Origin of the sequence: Streptomyces luteosporeus, assembly GCF_039532865.1 — a bacterium.
GTDB classification, from domain to species: Bacteria; Actinomycetota; Actinomycetes; order Streptomycetales; family Streptomycetaceae; genus Streptomyces; species Streptomyces luteosporeus.
In genome coordinates, this window is record NZ_BAAASL010000017.1 from 53022 (window position 1) to 68816 (window position 15795).

General features: G+C 73.8%; 13 protein-coding genes. 8 read left to right on the forward strand and 5 right to left on the reverse strand.

The window, feature by feature from the left end:
* Positions 1–31 precede the first annotated feature (31 nt).
* Positions 32–979, forward strand: coding sequence for a DMT family transporter (locus tag ABD361_RS21755; protein ID WP_344437141.1), 948 nt, complete (start codon positions 32–34; stop codon positions 977–979).
* 51 nt (positions 980–1030) lie between these two features.
* Here the strand turns inward: ABD361_RS21755 and ABD361_RS21760 are convergent, their stop codons facing one another.
* The 5 genes from ABD361_RS21760 to ABD361_RS21780 form a co-directional block, all read right to left on the reverse strand.
* On the reverse strand, positions 1031–1237 hold the full coding sequence (locus tag ABD361_RS21760; protein WP_344437142.1) for a (2Fe-2S)-binding protein: 207 nt from the start codon (positions 1235–1237) through the stop codon (positions 1031–1033).
* Positions 1173–2927, reverse strand: a complete 1755-nt coding sequence (locus ABD361_RS21765; RefSeq protein ID WP_425583290.1) for an AMP-binding protein — start codon at positions 2925–2927, stop codon at positions 1173–1175. The genes ABD361_RS21760 and ABD361_RS21765 overlap by 65 nt, the downstream gene beginning before the upstream one ends.
* 42 nt (positions 2928–2969) lie before the next feature.
* Positions 2970–4967 (reverse strand): FAD/NAD(P)-binding protein, encoded by a 1998-nt coding sequence (locus ABD361_RS21770; protein WP_344437144.1) that lies wholly within the window; start codon positions 4965–4967, stop codon positions 2970–2972.
* A 105-nt stretch (positions 4968–5072) separates the two neighbouring features.
* On the reverse strand, positions 5073–6356 hold the full coding sequence (locus ABD361_RS21775; RefSeq protein WP_344437145.1) for a methylaspartate mutase: 1284 nt from the start codon (positions 6354–6356) through the stop codon (positions 5073–5075).
* Positions 6353–6847, reverse strand: coding sequence for a cobalamin B12-binding domain-containing protein (locus tag ABD361_RS21780; RefSeq protein WP_344437147.1), 495 nt, complete (start codon positions 6845–6847; stop codon positions 6353–6355). The genes ABD361_RS21775 and ABD361_RS21780 overlap by 4 nt, the downstream gene beginning before the upstream one ends.
* Before the next feature lie 257 nt (positions 6848–7104).
* Between ABD361_RS21780 and ABD361_RS21785 the strand changes: the two genes are divergently transcribed.
* The 7 genes from ABD361_RS21785 (at position 7105) to ABD361_RS21815 (ending at position 15747) form a co-directional block, all read left to right on the forward strand.
* Positions 7105–8241 carry a hypothetical protein gene (locus ABD361_RS21785; RefSeq protein ID WP_344437148.1) on the forward strand — a complete coding sequence of 379 codons (1137 nt, stop codon included), beginning with the start codon at positions 7105–7107 and terminating at the stop codon, positions 8239–8241.
* A gap of 134 nt (positions 8242–8375) precedes the next feature.
* Positions 8376–9407, forward strand: a complete 1032-nt coding sequence (locus ABD361_RS21790) for a pyridoxal-phosphate dependent enzyme (protein ID WP_344437149.1) — start codon at positions 8376–8378, stop codon at positions 9405–9407.
* Positions 9404–10645 carry an ATP-grasp domain-containing protein gene (locus ABD361_RS21795; protein WP_344437150.1) on the forward strand — a complete coding sequence of 414 codons (1242 nt, stop codon included), beginning with the start codon at positions 9404–9406 and terminating at the stop codon, positions 10643–10645. The genes ABD361_RS21790 and ABD361_RS21795 overlap by 4 nt, the downstream gene beginning before the upstream one ends.
* The gene (locus tag ABD361_RS21800; protein WP_344437151.1) at positions 10638–11888 is read left to right on the forward strand and encodes an ATP-grasp domain-containing protein; all 1251 of its coding nucleotides are present in this window, start codon (positions 10638–10640) and stop codon (positions 11886–11888) included. The genes ABD361_RS21795 and ABD361_RS21800 overlap by 8 nt, the downstream gene beginning before the upstream one ends.
* Positions 11866–13101, forward strand: coding sequence for an MFS transporter (locus ABD361_RS21805; protein WP_344437152.1), 1236 nt, complete (start codon positions 11866–11868; stop codon positions 13099–13101). The genes ABD361_RS21800 and ABD361_RS21805 overlap by 23 nt, the downstream gene beginning before the upstream one ends.
* Positions 13098–14513, forward strand: coding sequence for a diaminobutyrate--2-oxoglutarate transaminase family protein (locus ABD361_RS21810; RefSeq protein WP_344437153.1), 1416 nt, complete (start codon positions 13098–13100; stop codon positions 14511–14513). The genes ABD361_RS21805 and ABD361_RS21810 overlap by 4 nt, the downstream gene beginning before the upstream one ends.
* 10 nt (positions 14514–14523) lie before the next feature.
* Positions 14524–15747 (forward strand): MFS transporter, encoded by a 1224-nt coding sequence (locus tag ABD361_RS21815; RefSeq protein WP_344437154.1) that lies wholly within the window; start codon positions 14524–14526, stop codon positions 15745–15747.
* Positions 15748–15795: the final 48 nt, after the last annotated feature.

Below are 15795 nucleotides of genomic sequence, written 5' to 3' on the forward strand. Positions count from 1 at the left end.
GCTTTTTATCGAACAGGAGGGAGTGTCAGCGGTGTCCATCCCGAACCCGCCCGTCCACCGTTCCGAGCGCCCCACGGCCCCGGTGGCGGCCACCCCGGCCCCGGCCGCGTCCGGCGGGCGCGCCGCCGACCTCACCGCCCGCGCGGCCCTGGTGGTGGTGTGGAGTTCCGGCTTCATCTCGGGCAAGCTCGGGCTGCGGCACGCGGCGCCCTACACCTTCGCGGCGTTACGTTTCGCCATCGCCGGCCTGGTGCTCCTGGCCGTCGCGCTCGCCCGGCGCGACCGGCTCCCGCGCGGGCGGCAGCTGCTGCACCTGTGCGTGGCGGGCGCCCTCGTCCAGGCGGTGCAGTTCTCCAGCATCTACGTGGGCATGGACCTCGGCGTCCCCTCCGGCCTCGCGGCACTGATCATCGCGCTGTACCCGCTGACCGCCTCGTTGCTGGCCGTGCCGGTGCTGGGCGAGCGCGTGACGGCCGGCCAGTACCTCGGGCTCGTCCTCGGCCTGGGCGGCGTGGCCCTCGCGGTCGCCGAGGGCATCCACGTGAGCGGCGGCTACCTGCTGGGCCTGGGCTTCCTCGTCCTGGGGCTGCTGGGCATCTCCGTCGGCACGGTCTACCAGAAGCGGTTCTGCGGCCGGATGGACCCGGTGAGCGGCAACGCCGTGCAGCTGCTGGCCGCCTCGCTGGTCGCACTCGTCCCGGCGCTCGCGTACGAGGGCTGGGACGTGGAGTTCACCGCCGGCTACGCGCCCGTGCTGCTGTGGAGCGCGCTGATCAACTCCATCGTCGGCGTCGGCCTGCTCTACCACCTGCTGCAGCGGCACGGCACGAGCCAGGTCAGCAGCCTGTTCTACCTCGTGCCCATGAGCACCGCCGTGCTGGGCGCCCTGGTGCTCGGGCAGCACCTCGGCCCGCTCACCCTCGGCGGGCTCGTCCTGGCCACCGCCGGCACGCTGCTGGCCAACCGTGTCCGCCGCTGAACGGCGCGGGGGCCGGGCCACCGGCCCGGCCCCCGCCCCCCGCGGCACGGCTCAGCAGGCCGGGCGGCGCTCGAAGTGGTCGGCGATCAGGTCCTCGATGTCGTCGGCGCAGTCACCACAGCCGGTGTTGGCCTCCGTGGCCTCGCGCACCGCCGGCAGGTCGTGGGCACCGCCCTCGATGGCCTCGATCACCTCACGCTCCGTCACCCGAAGGCACGTGCACAGCAGCGGGCTCGACTCCTCGGTGTGCTTCTCCATCACTCTCCTCCTCCCACGTGCCGGGCAGCCGGTGGACCATGCCGGGCACCTCGGCCCGCTCCCGCAGCTCGGCGCGGCGGATCTTGCCCGAGGGTGTCAGCGGCAGCCGGTCGGTGAACTCCAGCAGCCGCACCCACTTCTCCCGGGGCAGCTCCTCGACGGCCCGGCGGAAGACGGCCTCGGCACAGGCCGCGTCCGCGGCATGGCCGCGGGCGGGCACCACGTACGCCTTCGGCTCCCACAGACCCACCGGGTGCGGGACGGCCACGACCGCGGCGTCGGCGACCAGCGGGCTGCGCAGCAGGGCGCGTTCGAGCTCCAGCGGCGAGATGCGGTGGTCGAAGGACTTGAACATGTCGTCGGTGCGGCTGAGGTAGCCGAAGCTGCCGTCCTCGTGCCGCACCACCAGGTCGCCCGTGTGGTAGACGCCGCCCTCGAAGGCGCGGGCCGTGCGCTCCTCGTCGCCCGCGTAGCCCGTCATCATGCCGGCGGGGCGGGGGTCCAGGCGCACGCACAACTCGCCCGGGGTGCCGTCGGGCACCTCGCGTCCGCTCTCCTTGTCGATCAGCACCAGGTCGTAACCGGGCAGGGCCCAGCCCATCCGGCCGGGCGTGATCGGTCGCCCCGGGGGATTGCCGATCTGGGCGGTGGTCTCGGTCTGGCCGAAGCCGTCGCGCACCGGCATGCCCCAGGCGTCGTGGACGGCGTGGAAGAGGGCCGGCTCCAGCGACTCGCCGACGGCCGACGCCTCCCGCAGGTGGGCCGGCCGCTCGCCCAGGCCCTGCTGGACCATGCCGCGCCAGACGGTCGGCGGGGCGCACAGCGTGGTGATCCCGTGGGTGCGCAGCGCGTCGAGGACCGTGGCCGGTCCCGGCCGCGGGTCGGCGAGGACGACGATCGTGGCCTCGGCGTTCCACGGCACGAAGAACGAGCTCCAGGCGTGCTTGGCCCAGCCGGGCGCGGAGACGTTCAGGTGGAGATCGCCCGGGCGCACACCGTTCCAGTACATGCCCGACAGATGGCCGACCGGGTAGCTGAGGTGGGTGTGCTCGACCATCTTCGGCCGCGAGGTGGTGCCCGAGGTGAAGTAGCGGAACAGCGGGTCGCCGGAGAGGGTGACGCCCTCCGGCGTGAACTCCTCGGGAGCGGTGCGCGAGGCGGCGTACGGCAGCCAGCCCGGCCGGTCGTCGCCCACCGCGATGCGCGTGAAGTCGCCGGCGATGCCCGCGAAGCGGTCCACCAGGGAGGAGGCGGCCACCACGTGCCGGATGCCGGCCCGCTCCACGCGGTCGGCCAGGTCGGCCGGAGTGGTCGTGGTGTACGTGGGGACGACGACGGCCCCCAGCTTGATGGCCGCGAGCATCACCTCCCACAGCTCGACGCGGTTGTCCAGCAGGAGCAGCAGCGGGTCGGTGCGGCGCACGCCCAGCGCCTGCAGCCAGCACGCCACCTGGTCCGAGCGGCGCGCCATGGCGTCGAAGGAGTGGTCGGTGACCCCGCCGGGGCCCAGGACCCGCAGGGCGGGGCGGTCGTTGCCGCGGGCGATCACGTCGAACCAGTCCAGCGCCCAGTTGAAGCGCTCCGGCCGGGGCCAGCGGAAGAGCCGCCGGGCCTCGTCGAGGTCGTCGCGGTGGTCGAGCAGGACGTCGCGTGCCTGCCGGAAGGCGCGCGTGGCGTCGTTCTCGTGCAGTGTCATTGCCGGTGGTGCCTTTCGTGGTGGGAAGGGTGGGGCCTAGCCGTGCGCACGGGACTCGGGCCCGGCGAGGGCGGCCTGCGCGGCGACGAGCGCATGGTGGGCCCGGGGGCCGTCGCCTGCGGCGAGCGGGGCCAGCACGTCGCGGGCGACGGTGTCCGCCACCTTCATGAAGTCGGTGGCCACTCCCGGGCGGCCGTTGCCGATCTGGGTGAACCAGCGCACGTGCTCGGTCGGGATGCCCAGGGCGTACAGGCCGGGGTGCACGTGCCCCGCGCCGTCACGGACGCGGAAGGAGCCCTCGACGACGTCGACGCCCCCGGTGGCGAACCGCGTGCCGGACGGCTCGTCGGTGTTCACGAACTCCCGTACGACGCCCTCGGCGAGCAGCTGGCGCATCAGCGGCGAGGTGTCGCGGGGCAGGGACGGGGTGGGGATACGGGCGTCGATCAGCACCTCGGCCGTCCGCTCCGAGCCCGCCACCTGCGGCGATCCCACGACGAACCGGCCGGTCGCGGCGTCGGTGGCGAACCGGGTGCCGGGCCCGGCGACCTCCACGACGCCCGCCTCCATCAGCGCCATCAGCTGCTCGGTGCGGACCATGGGCGGCCCGGCGGAGAGCAGGGCGTTGACGGGCACGTAGTCGCGCAGGAACGCGTCGCGGTGCGAGTGCGGCAGCAACCCGCCGTAGTCGACGGCCCAGCGGACGATCCCGCGCAGGTCCCGCAGGGCGTCCAGGGCGGCCTTCAGCGGACCGTCCACGGTGCCCAGCGCGGCCTCCGCCACGTCGCGCCGCAGCACGTCGAAGAGGCGCTCGCGCCACTGCAGCGGGCTCTCGAACGACTCGCCCTCGAAGGGGCGGGCCAGGGCCCACAGGTCGAGCGCGGGAACGTCGTCCAGGCCGGCCTCCTTGAGCAGGACGGAGGTGTCCTCGTCCGCGTGCAGCAGCTGCGCGTGCGCGCGGGCGAACTCCTGCGCCGCCTCCTCGCCGGAGCGCATCCGCACGTACGTCGTGCGGTAGACGTGCTCCACCTCCTTCAGCAGCAGCGGCAGCAGGTCCTCGGCGAAGTCCAGCAGCGCGCTGCCGGTCGCCTCGCGCCGCCGGGCCCGGGCGGCCGCGACGGCCTCCTTGGTCAGGAACAGCGCCGGGTGCACATAGCCGGGGTCCTTCTGGCTGCGCCCGCGCGCCGGGATGGGCAGGCCGCTGCGGGAGCCGGCGACGATGCGGGGTTCGCGCCCGCCGGGCACGTACCGCAGCCGGCCGTCGTCCTCGCGGGCGAAGGTGCCGCCGCGCCCGACGGTCAGCGACAGCACGACGTCGTAGAAGGACAGCCCCAGCCCGCGCACCGCCACGGTGGCCCCGGGAGGCACGGCGGAGGCGAGGTCCATGTCGGCGGCCGAGTCGCCGGCTATGTAGGCCAGGCCCGGGTGCTCGGCGGCGAACTCCTGCATGGTCCGGTCGAAGTCGTCGGGCTCGTTGCGGGGGTGCCCGGTGGCGAGCACGACCTTGTGCGCCGTGAGCGTGCGGGAGTCGTCCAGGGTCACCCGGTACTCGCCCGGCGGACCCGGCCGTACGGCGGTGACCCGGCCCCGCACGGAGAACAGGCGGACGTGCGCCGGGAGTTCCTCGGTGATGGTGCGGTGGACGAAGCGCAGGTAGCGCCCGTAGTCGAGGCGGGAGGCGAAGTCGTCCGGGTCGGGGGCCGGGCGATCGGCGGCGTCCGGCGCGTACGCGGCGAGCCACTGGCCGAGCGAGGGCCCGGCGCCGGGACGCGGACGGCCGCCGTCGGGCTCGCCGGAGAACATGGTGACCTGCCCGATGACGGTGTTCATCGTGTACCAGGGGTCCTGGTCGGTGCGCCACACCCGGCCGGCCCCGACCTCCACGGCGTCGACGGCGTAGATGTGGACCGGATGCGGATCGGTGCCGGCGTCGCGCAGCAGGACGGCGAGGCGCTCCAGGACGGAGACGCCCCGGGGCCCGGTGCCGACGACGACGACGGTGTAGGGGACGGGCGGCTGTGCGTGGCTGTTCACTGCGACTCTCCTAGTGCCCGGTGGGGTGCGGTGCGCGCCGCACGGGGCGGAAGGGGTGGGGGAACGGGAGGCTGGGGGAGCGGGGGCGAGGGCGCGGCGAAGGCGTCAGGCCCGGGCGAGGGCGGCGTGGTCGAAGGCCGACTGCACGTGCGAGAGCATCCCGAGGAGGTCGTCCGCCCGCAGCCGCGAGGCGCCCGGCGGCGCCTGGGCACGGATCGGCATGGACCCCACCGAGAACCAGCGCAGCCGGCCGTCGCCGTCGATCCAGCTGCGCGAGCGCTGGGCGTTGTCGGCGTGCAGGCAGTACGGCACGTCCAGGTATCCGCGGGCGAACGCGGTGACCAGCGCCCGCCCCACGTCCGCGTCGAGCTCCAGGACGGCCTCCACCAGGGCCCGGGCCTCCTCGTACACCCCGTCGTCGGCCACGGCACCGGGCCGTGCGCCGTACGCGGCCGCCGCCCGGGCCGCCTCCGTCAGCGCCAGGACGTTGTCCTCGACGGTGGGGATGCGGTGGGCCTCCGCCGGGGTCTTGACGATCAGGCGGTCCACCCCGGTGTGCGCGGCCAGGGCGGCACTGTGCCGCAGCAGGGCCAGCGCACCGGCCTCGGTGCGGGGGAAGACGCCCATGTACGTGTACAGGACCAGGTGCCAGCGCGAGCGCGTGAGCATCTCCCTGGCCAGCCGGCGCAGCGCGGCGATCGCCGCCGCGTCCTGGCCGAAGTGCGTCTGCTGGGCGTAGCTGAGGGAGATGTCGCGCAGCCCGTGCTGCTCGAAGAACAGCCCTTCGAGCACGGTCGTCGCCACCAGCAGGCCCGGCGGGCACAGCTGGCCCAGCAGGCAGCCGCCGAAGCTCTCCAGGTGCGCGGTGGGCGAGCGGGCCGCGAGCATCTCGCAGCACCGCGCCCACGCCCGGACCGAACGCTCCAGCGGCGTACGGCTGTAGGGCAGGCAGTACGAGACGGGACCGCCCTCGGTGGCGTCGAGCCCGGCGTCGAGCAGCGTGCGGAAGATGTCCAGCGGCAGCGACGAGCCGTGCCGGACCTGCAGCGCGAAGTGCCGCCCGCCGCCCAGGCCCGCGGTCATCTCCCGCGTGGCCGCGGCGCCCTGGGCGACGAGCGGATAGCCGTTGAGGCTCTCGCCGCCGTCGAGGGCCCGGCGTGCGGAGGCGTGGTCGCCGACCCTCGTGTAGCTGTCCAGCGTGATCGTGCCGACGGTGCGCACCGGCACGTCCCGCACGGCCTCCAGCCCGCGCCGCATGGCCGGCCGGGTGGCGAAGCCCATCCGCGGCTGGACCACCAGCTCGCCGGCCGCCCGGGCCGCCGCGACCGCCGCCCCGAAGGACGGCACGGCCGGCACGAAGCCGCCGGACGCCGCGGGGCCGGCGCTCACGCCACGCCCGCCAGGGCCGGCGCCGCCGGCAGCAGCAGGGCGCCGTGCGGGTCGAGGTACGCGCGGAAGTCCTCGATGGCGTCGTCGCCCTCGAAGACGGCGGTGAACCCGGCCGCCAGCAGCTCGGGCCCGTACCGGCCGGCGCCCGCGCCCTCGGTGCCGAGCTTGCCGCCGATGACGACGGGCAGCGCCGCGAGGTCCGCCTCGCGCCGCAACCGGCCGATCAGGCGCCGCCCGTCGAGGAAGCCGTGGCCGTTGACGCTGCTGATGACCACCAGGTCCGGCCGCAGGCGGCGGCACTCGCCCAGCAGGAGGTCGTCCGGCACGCAGGCGCCGGTGTTGTGCACTTCGTGGCCCATCTCCTCCAGCAGCAGCTGGAGATAGACCAGATTCCAGGTGTGGGAATCGGAGGAAACGCTGGAGACGAGGACTCGCAGCCCCTGGCGGGGCATGGTGAATTCCCGGTCGGATACGACCGCAGGAGAGGACATGGAGGTTGACTCCCGTGGAAGGAAGGGGGGTCGGCGACGCCGCGCGTGTGACGGCCTTGCGGCCGTGGGTCGTTCACGCGGCCGCCGCCCGTAAAGATCCCGTGGTCCGGCATCGTGAGAATAAGCCCCGGCCCCTGCGGCTCCGCTCCTTCAGCAAGCTGCAATGCAGCTTCATGACCGTGATCCGCACTGGATACGGCGTCTTCGAGCGGCCCAGAATCATGGCGACCCCCCGACCGAACAGGGAGCTTTGGGTGATGAGTTCGACAGAAGCAGCAACCGGCATCAAGCCGTTCGAGGTGGACGAGAACGGCATGCGTCCGGTGGAGGTCCACTGCCACGGATTCGGCGACGTGGACTTCTCCGACTTCACCCGCGTGGACCTGGCCCGCCTCGACAAGTGGTGTGCCGGCGAGGGCGTGCTCGCCCTGCCCACCATGTACCTGCACCGCGACCGGCTCGCCGAGTTCGAGCAGTTCATGAAGCGCTATGCGCAGATGCGCAACGACGGCCTGCTGCCGCACGTGCCCGGCGTGGCCCTGGAGGGCCCGCTGCTCTCCCACCGCGGCGGCACCCCGACCTCCACCGTGTGGGCGCCCAGCCGCCAGGAGTGGGAGCGCCTGGCCGCCCTCGGCGACCACGGCCTGGTCTACACCGTGGTCTCCCCCGACGCCTACTCCCCGGAGTCCGTCCTGCAGGACGACCCCAACCTGCGCACCAGCGACTTCTCCTGGATCGTGCCGACCCTGCTGGCCCACGGCGTGCGCCCGGCCCTCGGCCACTTCACCCGCGACAACCCGCAGCGCAGCGCGGACACCGTGGACGCCATCGTGGAGATCGCCTACCAGTCGGAGTGGAACGGCACGGGCGTGCGCGTGACCACCGACCACCTCTTCAACGACATGCCGCTGAACATCCGGCACGCCTTCCGCACCGAGCGGGCCCGGCGCGAGCGCGACCGCATCATCGAGTCGTACGACGTGCCCAACTGGACGCTGGACAACATCAGCGAGATCGCCGGCCCCGTGCCCGGCGCCATCATCAAGCAGGCCGTCAACTGCCGCATCGCCGCCTGCATCAACTTCGACGGCGAACACGTCGACCTGGCCCTGGCCACCCGCGCCGTCCAGCTCATGGGCCCGCGCAACGCCATGATCATGACCGACCGGTGCGACTCCGCCCGCCTCGGCGGCCGTCCGCTGCACCACACCGGCGACAACGGCCTGTGGTACGAGGAGAACGGCGTCGTGGCGGCCGGTTCCCAGCCGCTCGCCCGGCACATCGCCAACGCCAAGGCCAACGGCCTGTCCGACCAGGACATCCAGTACCTCATCGCCCGCACCGCGCACCGCACCTTCGGTATCGCCGCGGAGGCGATGGTGGCGGCGGCCTGACGACCGCCCTTCCCGACGGCGCGGCCGGCGTACCCCCGGCGCCGGCCGCGTCCCCTCGCACGCCGGGAAACCACTGGCACAGCCTCGGCGCAAAACCCCGGGAAATCCCCGGAAACCCCCTGGAGGATGGGGCCGTGTTTGATCACATCGCGGACGCGATGAAGCAGCCGGATGTGGTCCGGCTGGACCGTGACACTTATGTCCTGCGCTTCGAGATGATGAAGCTGTATTCCGCTCTCGAAGCCGTCCGGCATCTTCTGGCGACCGGAGTCGTCGAACCGGGCGATACGCTCATGGACAGTTCGAGCGGCACGTACGGCTATTCCCTGGCACTGGCCTGCCACAAATACGGAATGAAATGCCGGATCGTCTGCTCGACGAAGGTCGACGACAATGTCCGGCGGCAGTTCGAGATGCTGGGCGCCGAGGTCGACCAGGTCCGGGTGCCGCCCGGTCCGCTGGTCGACAAGATGGACCAGGGCGCCCGGCTGGCCCGGGTGGCCGAGATCCTCGAGACCGAGCCCGGCGTCCACTGGATGCGGCAGTACCACGACTCCGTGCACTACCTGGGCTACCGCGAATGCGCCCAGTTCCTGAACAAGGAGTTCGGCGGCGAGCCCTTCACCCTGGTCGCCGGCGTGGGCACCGGCGCCGCCTCCGGCGGCCTGACCACCGCCCTGCGGGAGCTCAACGACGACGTCCGGCTCGTGGGCGTCGAACCCTTCGAGAGCGTCACCTTCGGCAGCGACCCCGTCGAGGACCCCGTCGCCAGCATCTCCGGCATCGGCAGCCCCATCGTCATGGGCAACGTGCGCCACGAACTGTTCGACCGGGTGCACTGGGTGGGCTTCGACGCCGCCGTGAGCGCCACCGTCGAACTCTTCAGCCGCCACGGCGTCTACGCCGGGCTCTCCTCGGGCTGCAACTTCCTCGCCGCCCGCTGGGAGGCGGCCCGGGAGACCGGGCGCCCCTGCGTCTTCCTCGCCGCCGACACCGGGCACCGCTACGCCGAGAACGTCTACGCCCGCCCCGGGGCGCTCGACCACGGCGTCCTCGACCTGGCCCCCCGGCGCATCGACTCCCTGGACCAGCTGGCCCTGCCCTGGTCGGTCATGGACTGGGACCGCCGGCCCTTCCACCACCACCTCAAGGAGCACGCCCAGTGAACACGCCCTCGGGACGGAACATCATCGCCCTGGAGTGGCTGCAGTTCGGCCTCGGCCGCCTCGTGGCCGCGGCCGCCGAGGAGGGCCTGACCGTCCACCTGCTGACCTGCGACCGGCCGGAGTACCTGCACGAGCTGTCCCTCGTCCGCAGCCCCCACCTGGTCGTCCACGACGTCAACACCCACGACGTGGGCGAGGTCGTCGCGGCCGTCCGCCGCATCGGCGACGTGGCGGGCCTGGTCAGCACCACCGACACCTGGAGCCTGGTCTCCCTCGCCGTGCGCGAGGAGCTCGGCCTGGCCGGTCAGGACCCCGCGGGCGTGCGCCTGGTGCGCGACAAGGCCCGGCTGCGCCGGCGGCTGTACGAGCACGGGCTCTCCCGCGCCGACGCCTCCCCCCTGGCCCCGGACGACGACGCCCGCGCGGTCGCCGCCCGCGTCGGCCTGCCCCTGGTCCTCAAGGACAGCGCCGGCACCGGCAGCAAGCACGTCTGGCTGGCCCGCACCTTCGACGAGCTGACGTCCGCGCTGGAGCAGATCCGGCGCTCCTCGCTGCGCGGCCGGCCGACCGCCGAGCCGTACTTCCTCGGACCGCTGTACAGCATCGAGACCCTCACCTGGGAGGGCCGCACCCGGGTGCTGGGCGTCAGCAGCCGCGTCCTGTCCGCGCCCCCCGTCGTGCGCGAGGAGGCCCTCGCCTTCCCCGTCGCCCTGCCGCCCGCCCTCGCCGAGGACGCCGCCGGATGGATCGAGCAGGTCCTCAAGGCCGTCGGCTACACCGAGGGCTTCGCCCACACCGAGTTCATCCTGACCGACGACGGCTTCGAGGTCGTCGAGATCAACCCCCGCCTCGGCGGCGGCCTGCTCGGCGAGCAGATGTGCCGCACCCTCGGCGCCAACGTCTACGGGGCCTTCGTCGACCTCGCCCTGCGCCGGCGCCCCGCCCTGCTGGACGCCCCGCTCACCCCGCGCCACGGCACCGCCCACGCGCGGGTGTACGCCCCGTGCCCGGGCCTGTTCACCGCGTGCGAGGGCGAGGAGCTGCTCGACGGCCACCCGGGCGACCCCGCCCTGTACCCCGCCCTGCCGCCCGGCACGGTCGTGCAGGCCACCTCCCACCAGGACGGCTGCGTCGCCGTGGTCTTCGCCCACGGCGCCACCTCCGAACTGGCCCTGCAGAACGTCCTGTCGGCCGCGGCCGAGATCACCGTCCGGATGGAGGGGGAGTGCCGTGACTGACCGCGCCCCGCACCTGCTCGTCCTCAGCGGCTGGGCCGGAGTCGTCGAGACCGCCCTGTCGCTTGGCTTCGACGTCAGCTTCATCGGCAACACCGCCGACTTCGCCCCGCGCGACATGGAGGTCCTCGACCGCTGCCGGTTCGTCGCCCCGATCCCCGCCGAACAGGTCGTCGCCTGCCTGAGCGCCGCCCGCCGCTTCGACGCCGCCCACCGGCTGGACGCCACCGTCTCCTTCGGCGAGTTCGGCCTGGAGAGCTGCGCCGTGATCGCCGACGCCCTCGGCATCCCCGGCCTGCCGCTCGAATCGGTGGCCGTCACCCGCTACAAGGACCGGATGCGCGAGATCCTCGCCGACCACCCCGAGCTCGCCCTCGGCTGGGCCCGGGTCGCCGGCGCCGGGGACCTGGAGAAGTTCCACGCCCGCCACGGCCTGCCGCTGATCGTCAAGCCCGTCGCCGGGTCCGGCAGCGTCGGGGTGCGCCAGATCACCACCCCCGACGAGCTGCGCGCCCTGCTGGAGGACTCCGCCTTCTGGATCAAGGGCCCCTACATCGCCGAGGAGTTCATCGAGGGCGACGAGCTCTTCAGCGTGGAGACCGTCACCCTCGGCGGGCGGCACGCGGTCGCGGGCGTGTCGCTGTGCCGCCTGGCGGCGCACCCGAATCCCGCGATCACCGAGGTCTGCGTACCGCCGCCCGCCCCCCACGACCGGCACGTACCGGCCCTCGCCCGCACCGTCGTGACCTTCCTCGACACCATCGGGCACACCTGGGGCCTGACCCACACCGAGCTCAAGATCGCCCGCGACGGCCGGCCGGTGATCATCGAGTCCCAGACCCGCATGGGCGGCTACCGCCTCTTCAAGATGGTCGAGCACGCCGGCGGCGTCGACGAGATCGCCACCGCCCTGCGCAGCCTGCTGCCGGGCGGGCAGGACGTCACCTCCCCCCACCTGCCGCCCACCCACGCGATCGGCATGGTCGTCTCGCTGATCCCGCCCGCCAAGCGCATCCGCCGCACCGCCGACCCCGAACTCCTGCGCGCCATCGACGGCGTGGACGACTTCGAGATCGACCTGCGGCCCGGAGAGGTGCCGCTGCCCGTCGCCGCCAACACCAAGCGGCCCGGCCTGATCTGGCTGCACGTGCCCGACGAGGCCGCCGCGGAGGCGACCAAGCAGGAGATCTCCCGCACCTACTGGGTCGAGTTCGAGGACGGCGATGTCTGGCACCCGTCGTTCTGAGCTGTGGGCGCAGCTGGCCGGCCTCCCCGTCACCCTGCGCTTCCTGCTCGCCACCTCGTTCTTCATGCCGCTCGCCAGCTTCATGGTGCTGCCCTTCCTGGCGATCCTGCTGCACGAGCGCATGGGCATGGCCATGGGCACCGTCGGCCTGCTGCTGGGCGTGACCTCCTTCCTGCAGTTCGCCGGGGCGCTCGGCGGCGGCCTCGTGGCCGAGCGCATCGGCCTGAAGACCGCCATGGTCACCGGACTGGCCGTCCGCACCAGCGGGTTCGCCCTGTTCGCGGCCGGCCTGTCGGTGCCGCGGCTCGCCGTCGCCGCCGTGCTGCTCACCGCCGTGGGCGACGCCCTGTACTCCCCGGCCAACAAGGCGTTCGTCGTGGGCGAGGTGCCCGAGGAGCACCGGCCCGTCCTGCTGTCGCTGAACAACTCGGCGCTGAGCACGGGCATGGCGCTCGGCACCCTGATCTCCGGAGTGCTCATCGTCACCCGGCCGTTCCTGGTGTTCATGGTGGTCACGGCGATGTTCGCCGCGCTCACGCTGCTGCACGCGGTGCTGCTGCCGCGCGCGTCGGCCACCCGGCCCACCGCGGGCGGCTCACGTGCCGACTGGGCCCGGGCCTTCCTCACCCCGCCCGCCCTGGTGGCCTTCGTGACCGCCTACGTCTTCTGGTTCTTCCAGAACTACCTCGGCGTCTTCGTCACCGCCGGGCACCCGGCCTTCGTCTACAGCCTGGCCCTCGTCGTCAACAGCGCCCTGGTCATCCTCGGCCAGCCGCCGGCGGCCCGCTGGATCGGCCGGGTGCGCTACCCGGTCGCCGTCGCCGTCGCCTTCCCCGCGTTCACGCTCGGCCTGCTGGCCTTCGCGCAGCCGGGAGTGGTGTTCGTCATCGCCGGCACCGTGCTGATGAGCATCGGCGAGGGCGTGATCTTCCTCAAGAACGAGCTGGAGGCCCTCGCGGCCGTCCCCGGCCGCCCGGTGCTCGCCGTCGGCAGCCAGCGCCTGGCGCTCGGCCTCGGCTCCTTCACCAGCGGCATCGCCGGCGGCCAGCTGTACGCCACCGCCCAGTCCGGCGGCGCCGCCGAGGACTTCTGGCTCTACGCCGGGGCGCAGGCCCTGCTCGCAGCGGTCCTCGTCGTCCTCGTCACCGCCCGGCCCGCCCGCCGGGACCGCACCCCCGTCCCCGCCCACCCGTCCGAGGGAAGTGGATCGTGACCCAGACCGCCGACGTTCCCGTGCCCGCAGCCCCGCGCCACAAGGAACCCTTCGTCAGCGGGGAACTCCCCGGCCCCCGCAGCGCGCAGCTGCTCGAACGGCAGAGCCGGCGCGAGTCCAGCGCCCGCACCTACCCCCGCCGGCTGCCGCTCGCGATCCGGCGGGCGTCCGGCAGCTTCGTCGAGGACCTCGACGGCAACGTCTTCCTCGACTTCCTCAGCGGCGCGGGCGTGCTCTCGCTCGGCCACAACCCGCCCGAGCCCCTGGCCGCGGCCCACCGCCAGCTGGACGAGCTGGTCCACGGCCTGGACTTCCCCACCCCGGTCAAGGACGAGTTCACCGACCTGACCCTCGGGATGCTCCCCGACGCCATGCGCGACCGTACGAAGATCCACTTCTGCGGGCCGACGGGCGCCAACGCCGTCGAGGCCGCACTGAAGCTGTGCCGTACGGCCACCGGCCGGGAGGAGATCATCGCCTTCCAGGGCGGCTTCCACGGCAGCACCCTGGCCACCCTGTCCCTGACCGGGCTCGTCGAGCAGAAGGCACCGGTGCGCGGCCGCATGCCCGGCGTGCACTTCTTCCCCTACCCCCACTGCCACGACTGCCCGCTGGGCCTGAAGCGCGACACGTGCGCCGTCAACTGCGCCACCTACCTGGAGCGCGCACTGACCGACCCCAACGGCGGCATCCCGCTGCCGGCGGCCGTCATCCTCGAACTCGTCCAGGGCGAGGGCGGCGTGATCCCCGCCGACCCGGCGTTCGTCCGCCGCCTGCGCGAGCTCACCCGCGCCCTCGACATCCCGCTCGTCGTCGACGAGGTGCAGACCGGATGCGGCCGCACCGGCACCTGGTTCGCCTTCGAGCAGTACGGCATCGAGCCCGACGTCGTCGTCGCCTCCAAGGCCCTCAGCGGCCTGGGCCTGCCCGCCGCGGTCATCCTCTACGACGAGCGGCTCGACACCTGGGCCCCCGGCGCGCACACCGGCACCTTCCGCGGCAACCAGGCCGCCTTCGCCGCAGGCGTCGCCACCATCAAGGCCGTGCGGCGCGACGGCATTCTGGCCAACGTCCGCGACCGCGCCGAACAGCTCACCCGCCACCTGGCGGACCTGCGCGGCCTGACCGACCGCGTCGCCGACGTCCGTGGCCTCGGCCTGATGCTCGGCGTCGAGCTCGCCGACCCGGTCACCGGCCGGCCCGCCTCCGACCTGGCCGCACGCGTCCAGCGCGAGGCCCTGCAGCGCGGACTGATCATCGAGCTCGGCGGCCGCGAGGACGGGGTGCTGCGCATGCTGCCGCCCCTGAACTGCACGGCCGAGGAGGTCGAGATCGCCGGCCGCATCCTGCGCGAGGCCCTCGCGGCCGCCCTGGCCGCCCCGCTCGCCCCCGCCGCCCCCACCAGCCGCTGAAGGCCCCCTCATGGACCAGCTCATGGACACCGGCCGGCCCGCGCCGGCCGCCGCCGACCTGCCCGTGACCCGGCTGCGCTGGGCGATCAGCCTCTTCTTCGCCCTCGACGGCTTCGTCTTCGCCGGCTGGGTCGTGCGCATCCCCGCCATCAAAGAACAGACCGACGCCTCCGCCGGCGCGCTCGGACTGGCCCTGCTGGGCGTGTCGGTGGGCTCGGTGACCACGATGCTGTTCACCGGACGGCTGTGCCGCCGCTACGGCAACCACCCCGTCACGGTGGTCACCGCGGCCCTGCTGTCGCTGTCGGTCGCCCTGCCCCCGCTCGCCGGGTCCGCGCCGGCCCTCGGGCTGGTGCTGCTGGTCTTCGGCGCCGCGTACGGAGGCCTCAACGTCGCCTTCAACGCGGCCGCCGTGGACCTCGCCGAGGCCGTCCGGCGCCCGATCCTGCCGTCCTTCCACGCCGCCTTCAGCGCGGGCGGCCTGGCCGGCGCCGGCCTCGGCGGGCTGCTCGCCCCCCACCTGGGCCCCCAGCCGCACCTGCTGCTGCTGACCCTGATCGGCCTGCTCGTCACCGCCGGCGCCGGACGCGTCCTGCTGCGCGCGCCCGTACCGCCCGCCGGCGGCGCCGCGGCCCGCGCGGAGACCGGGCAGGGCGGCGCGGGGACGCCGGCGGGCCGGGTACGGCTGTTCCTCACCGTCTACGGCCTGATCACCCTGTGCACGGCCTACGGTGAAGGCGCCCTCGCCGACTGGGGCTCGCTCCACCTCGCCGAGGACCTGCACACCGGGCCCGGCGTCGCGGCGGCCGGCTACGCGTTCTTCGCCCTGCTGATGACCCTCGCCCGGGCCACGGGCACCCGCCTCCTGGAACGCCTCGGCGGCACCCCCGTCCTCGTCGCCGGCGGCCTGCTGGCCGCGGTGGGCATGCTCACCGGTGCCCTGGCCCCCCAGCCCTGGCTGGTGTTCGCCGGCTACGGGCTCACCGGGCTCGGCCTCGCCAACGTCTTCCCCGTCGCCGTCGGCAGCGCCGGCGCCCTCGGCGGCTCCCACGGCGTCGCGGTGGCCTCCACCCTCGGCTACACCGGCATCCTGCTCGGCCCGCCCTCCATCGGCTTCCTCACCGAGGCGTTCGGCCTGCCCCGGGCCATGACGACCATCGCCGCCCTCGCCGCCCTCGCCGCGCTGCTCGGCCACCTGCTGGACCGCGCCCGGCGCCACCGCCCACCAGCCTGAGGGACGCTCACCGCCCACCGCGCCCACCCCGCGCCGCACCCCCTGTCA

Excerpts from the sequence above, each read along its gene's own strand:
- ABD361_RS21785 (WP_344437148.1), top strand. The coding sequence starts at position 7,105 with ATGAGTTCGACAGAAGCAGCAACCGGCATCAAGCCGTTCGAGGTGGAC.
- ABD361_RS21760 (WP_344437142.1), bottom strand. The coding sequence starts at position 1,237 with ATGGAGAAGCACACCGAGGAGTCGAGCCCGCTGCTGTGCACGTGCCTT.
- ABD361_RS21780 (WP_344437147.1), bottom strand. The coding sequence starts at position 6,847 with ATGTCCTCTCCTGCGGTCGTATCCGACCGGGAATTCACCATGCCCCGC.
- ABD361_RS21805 (WP_344437152.1), top strand. The coding sequence starts at position 11,866 with ATGTCTGGCACCCGTCGTTCTGAGCTGTGGGCGCAGCTGGCCGGCCTC.
- ABD361_RS21815 (WP_344437154.1), top strand. The coding sequence starts at position 14,524 with ATGGACCAGCTCATGGACACCGGCCGGCCCGCGCCGGCCGCCGCCGAC.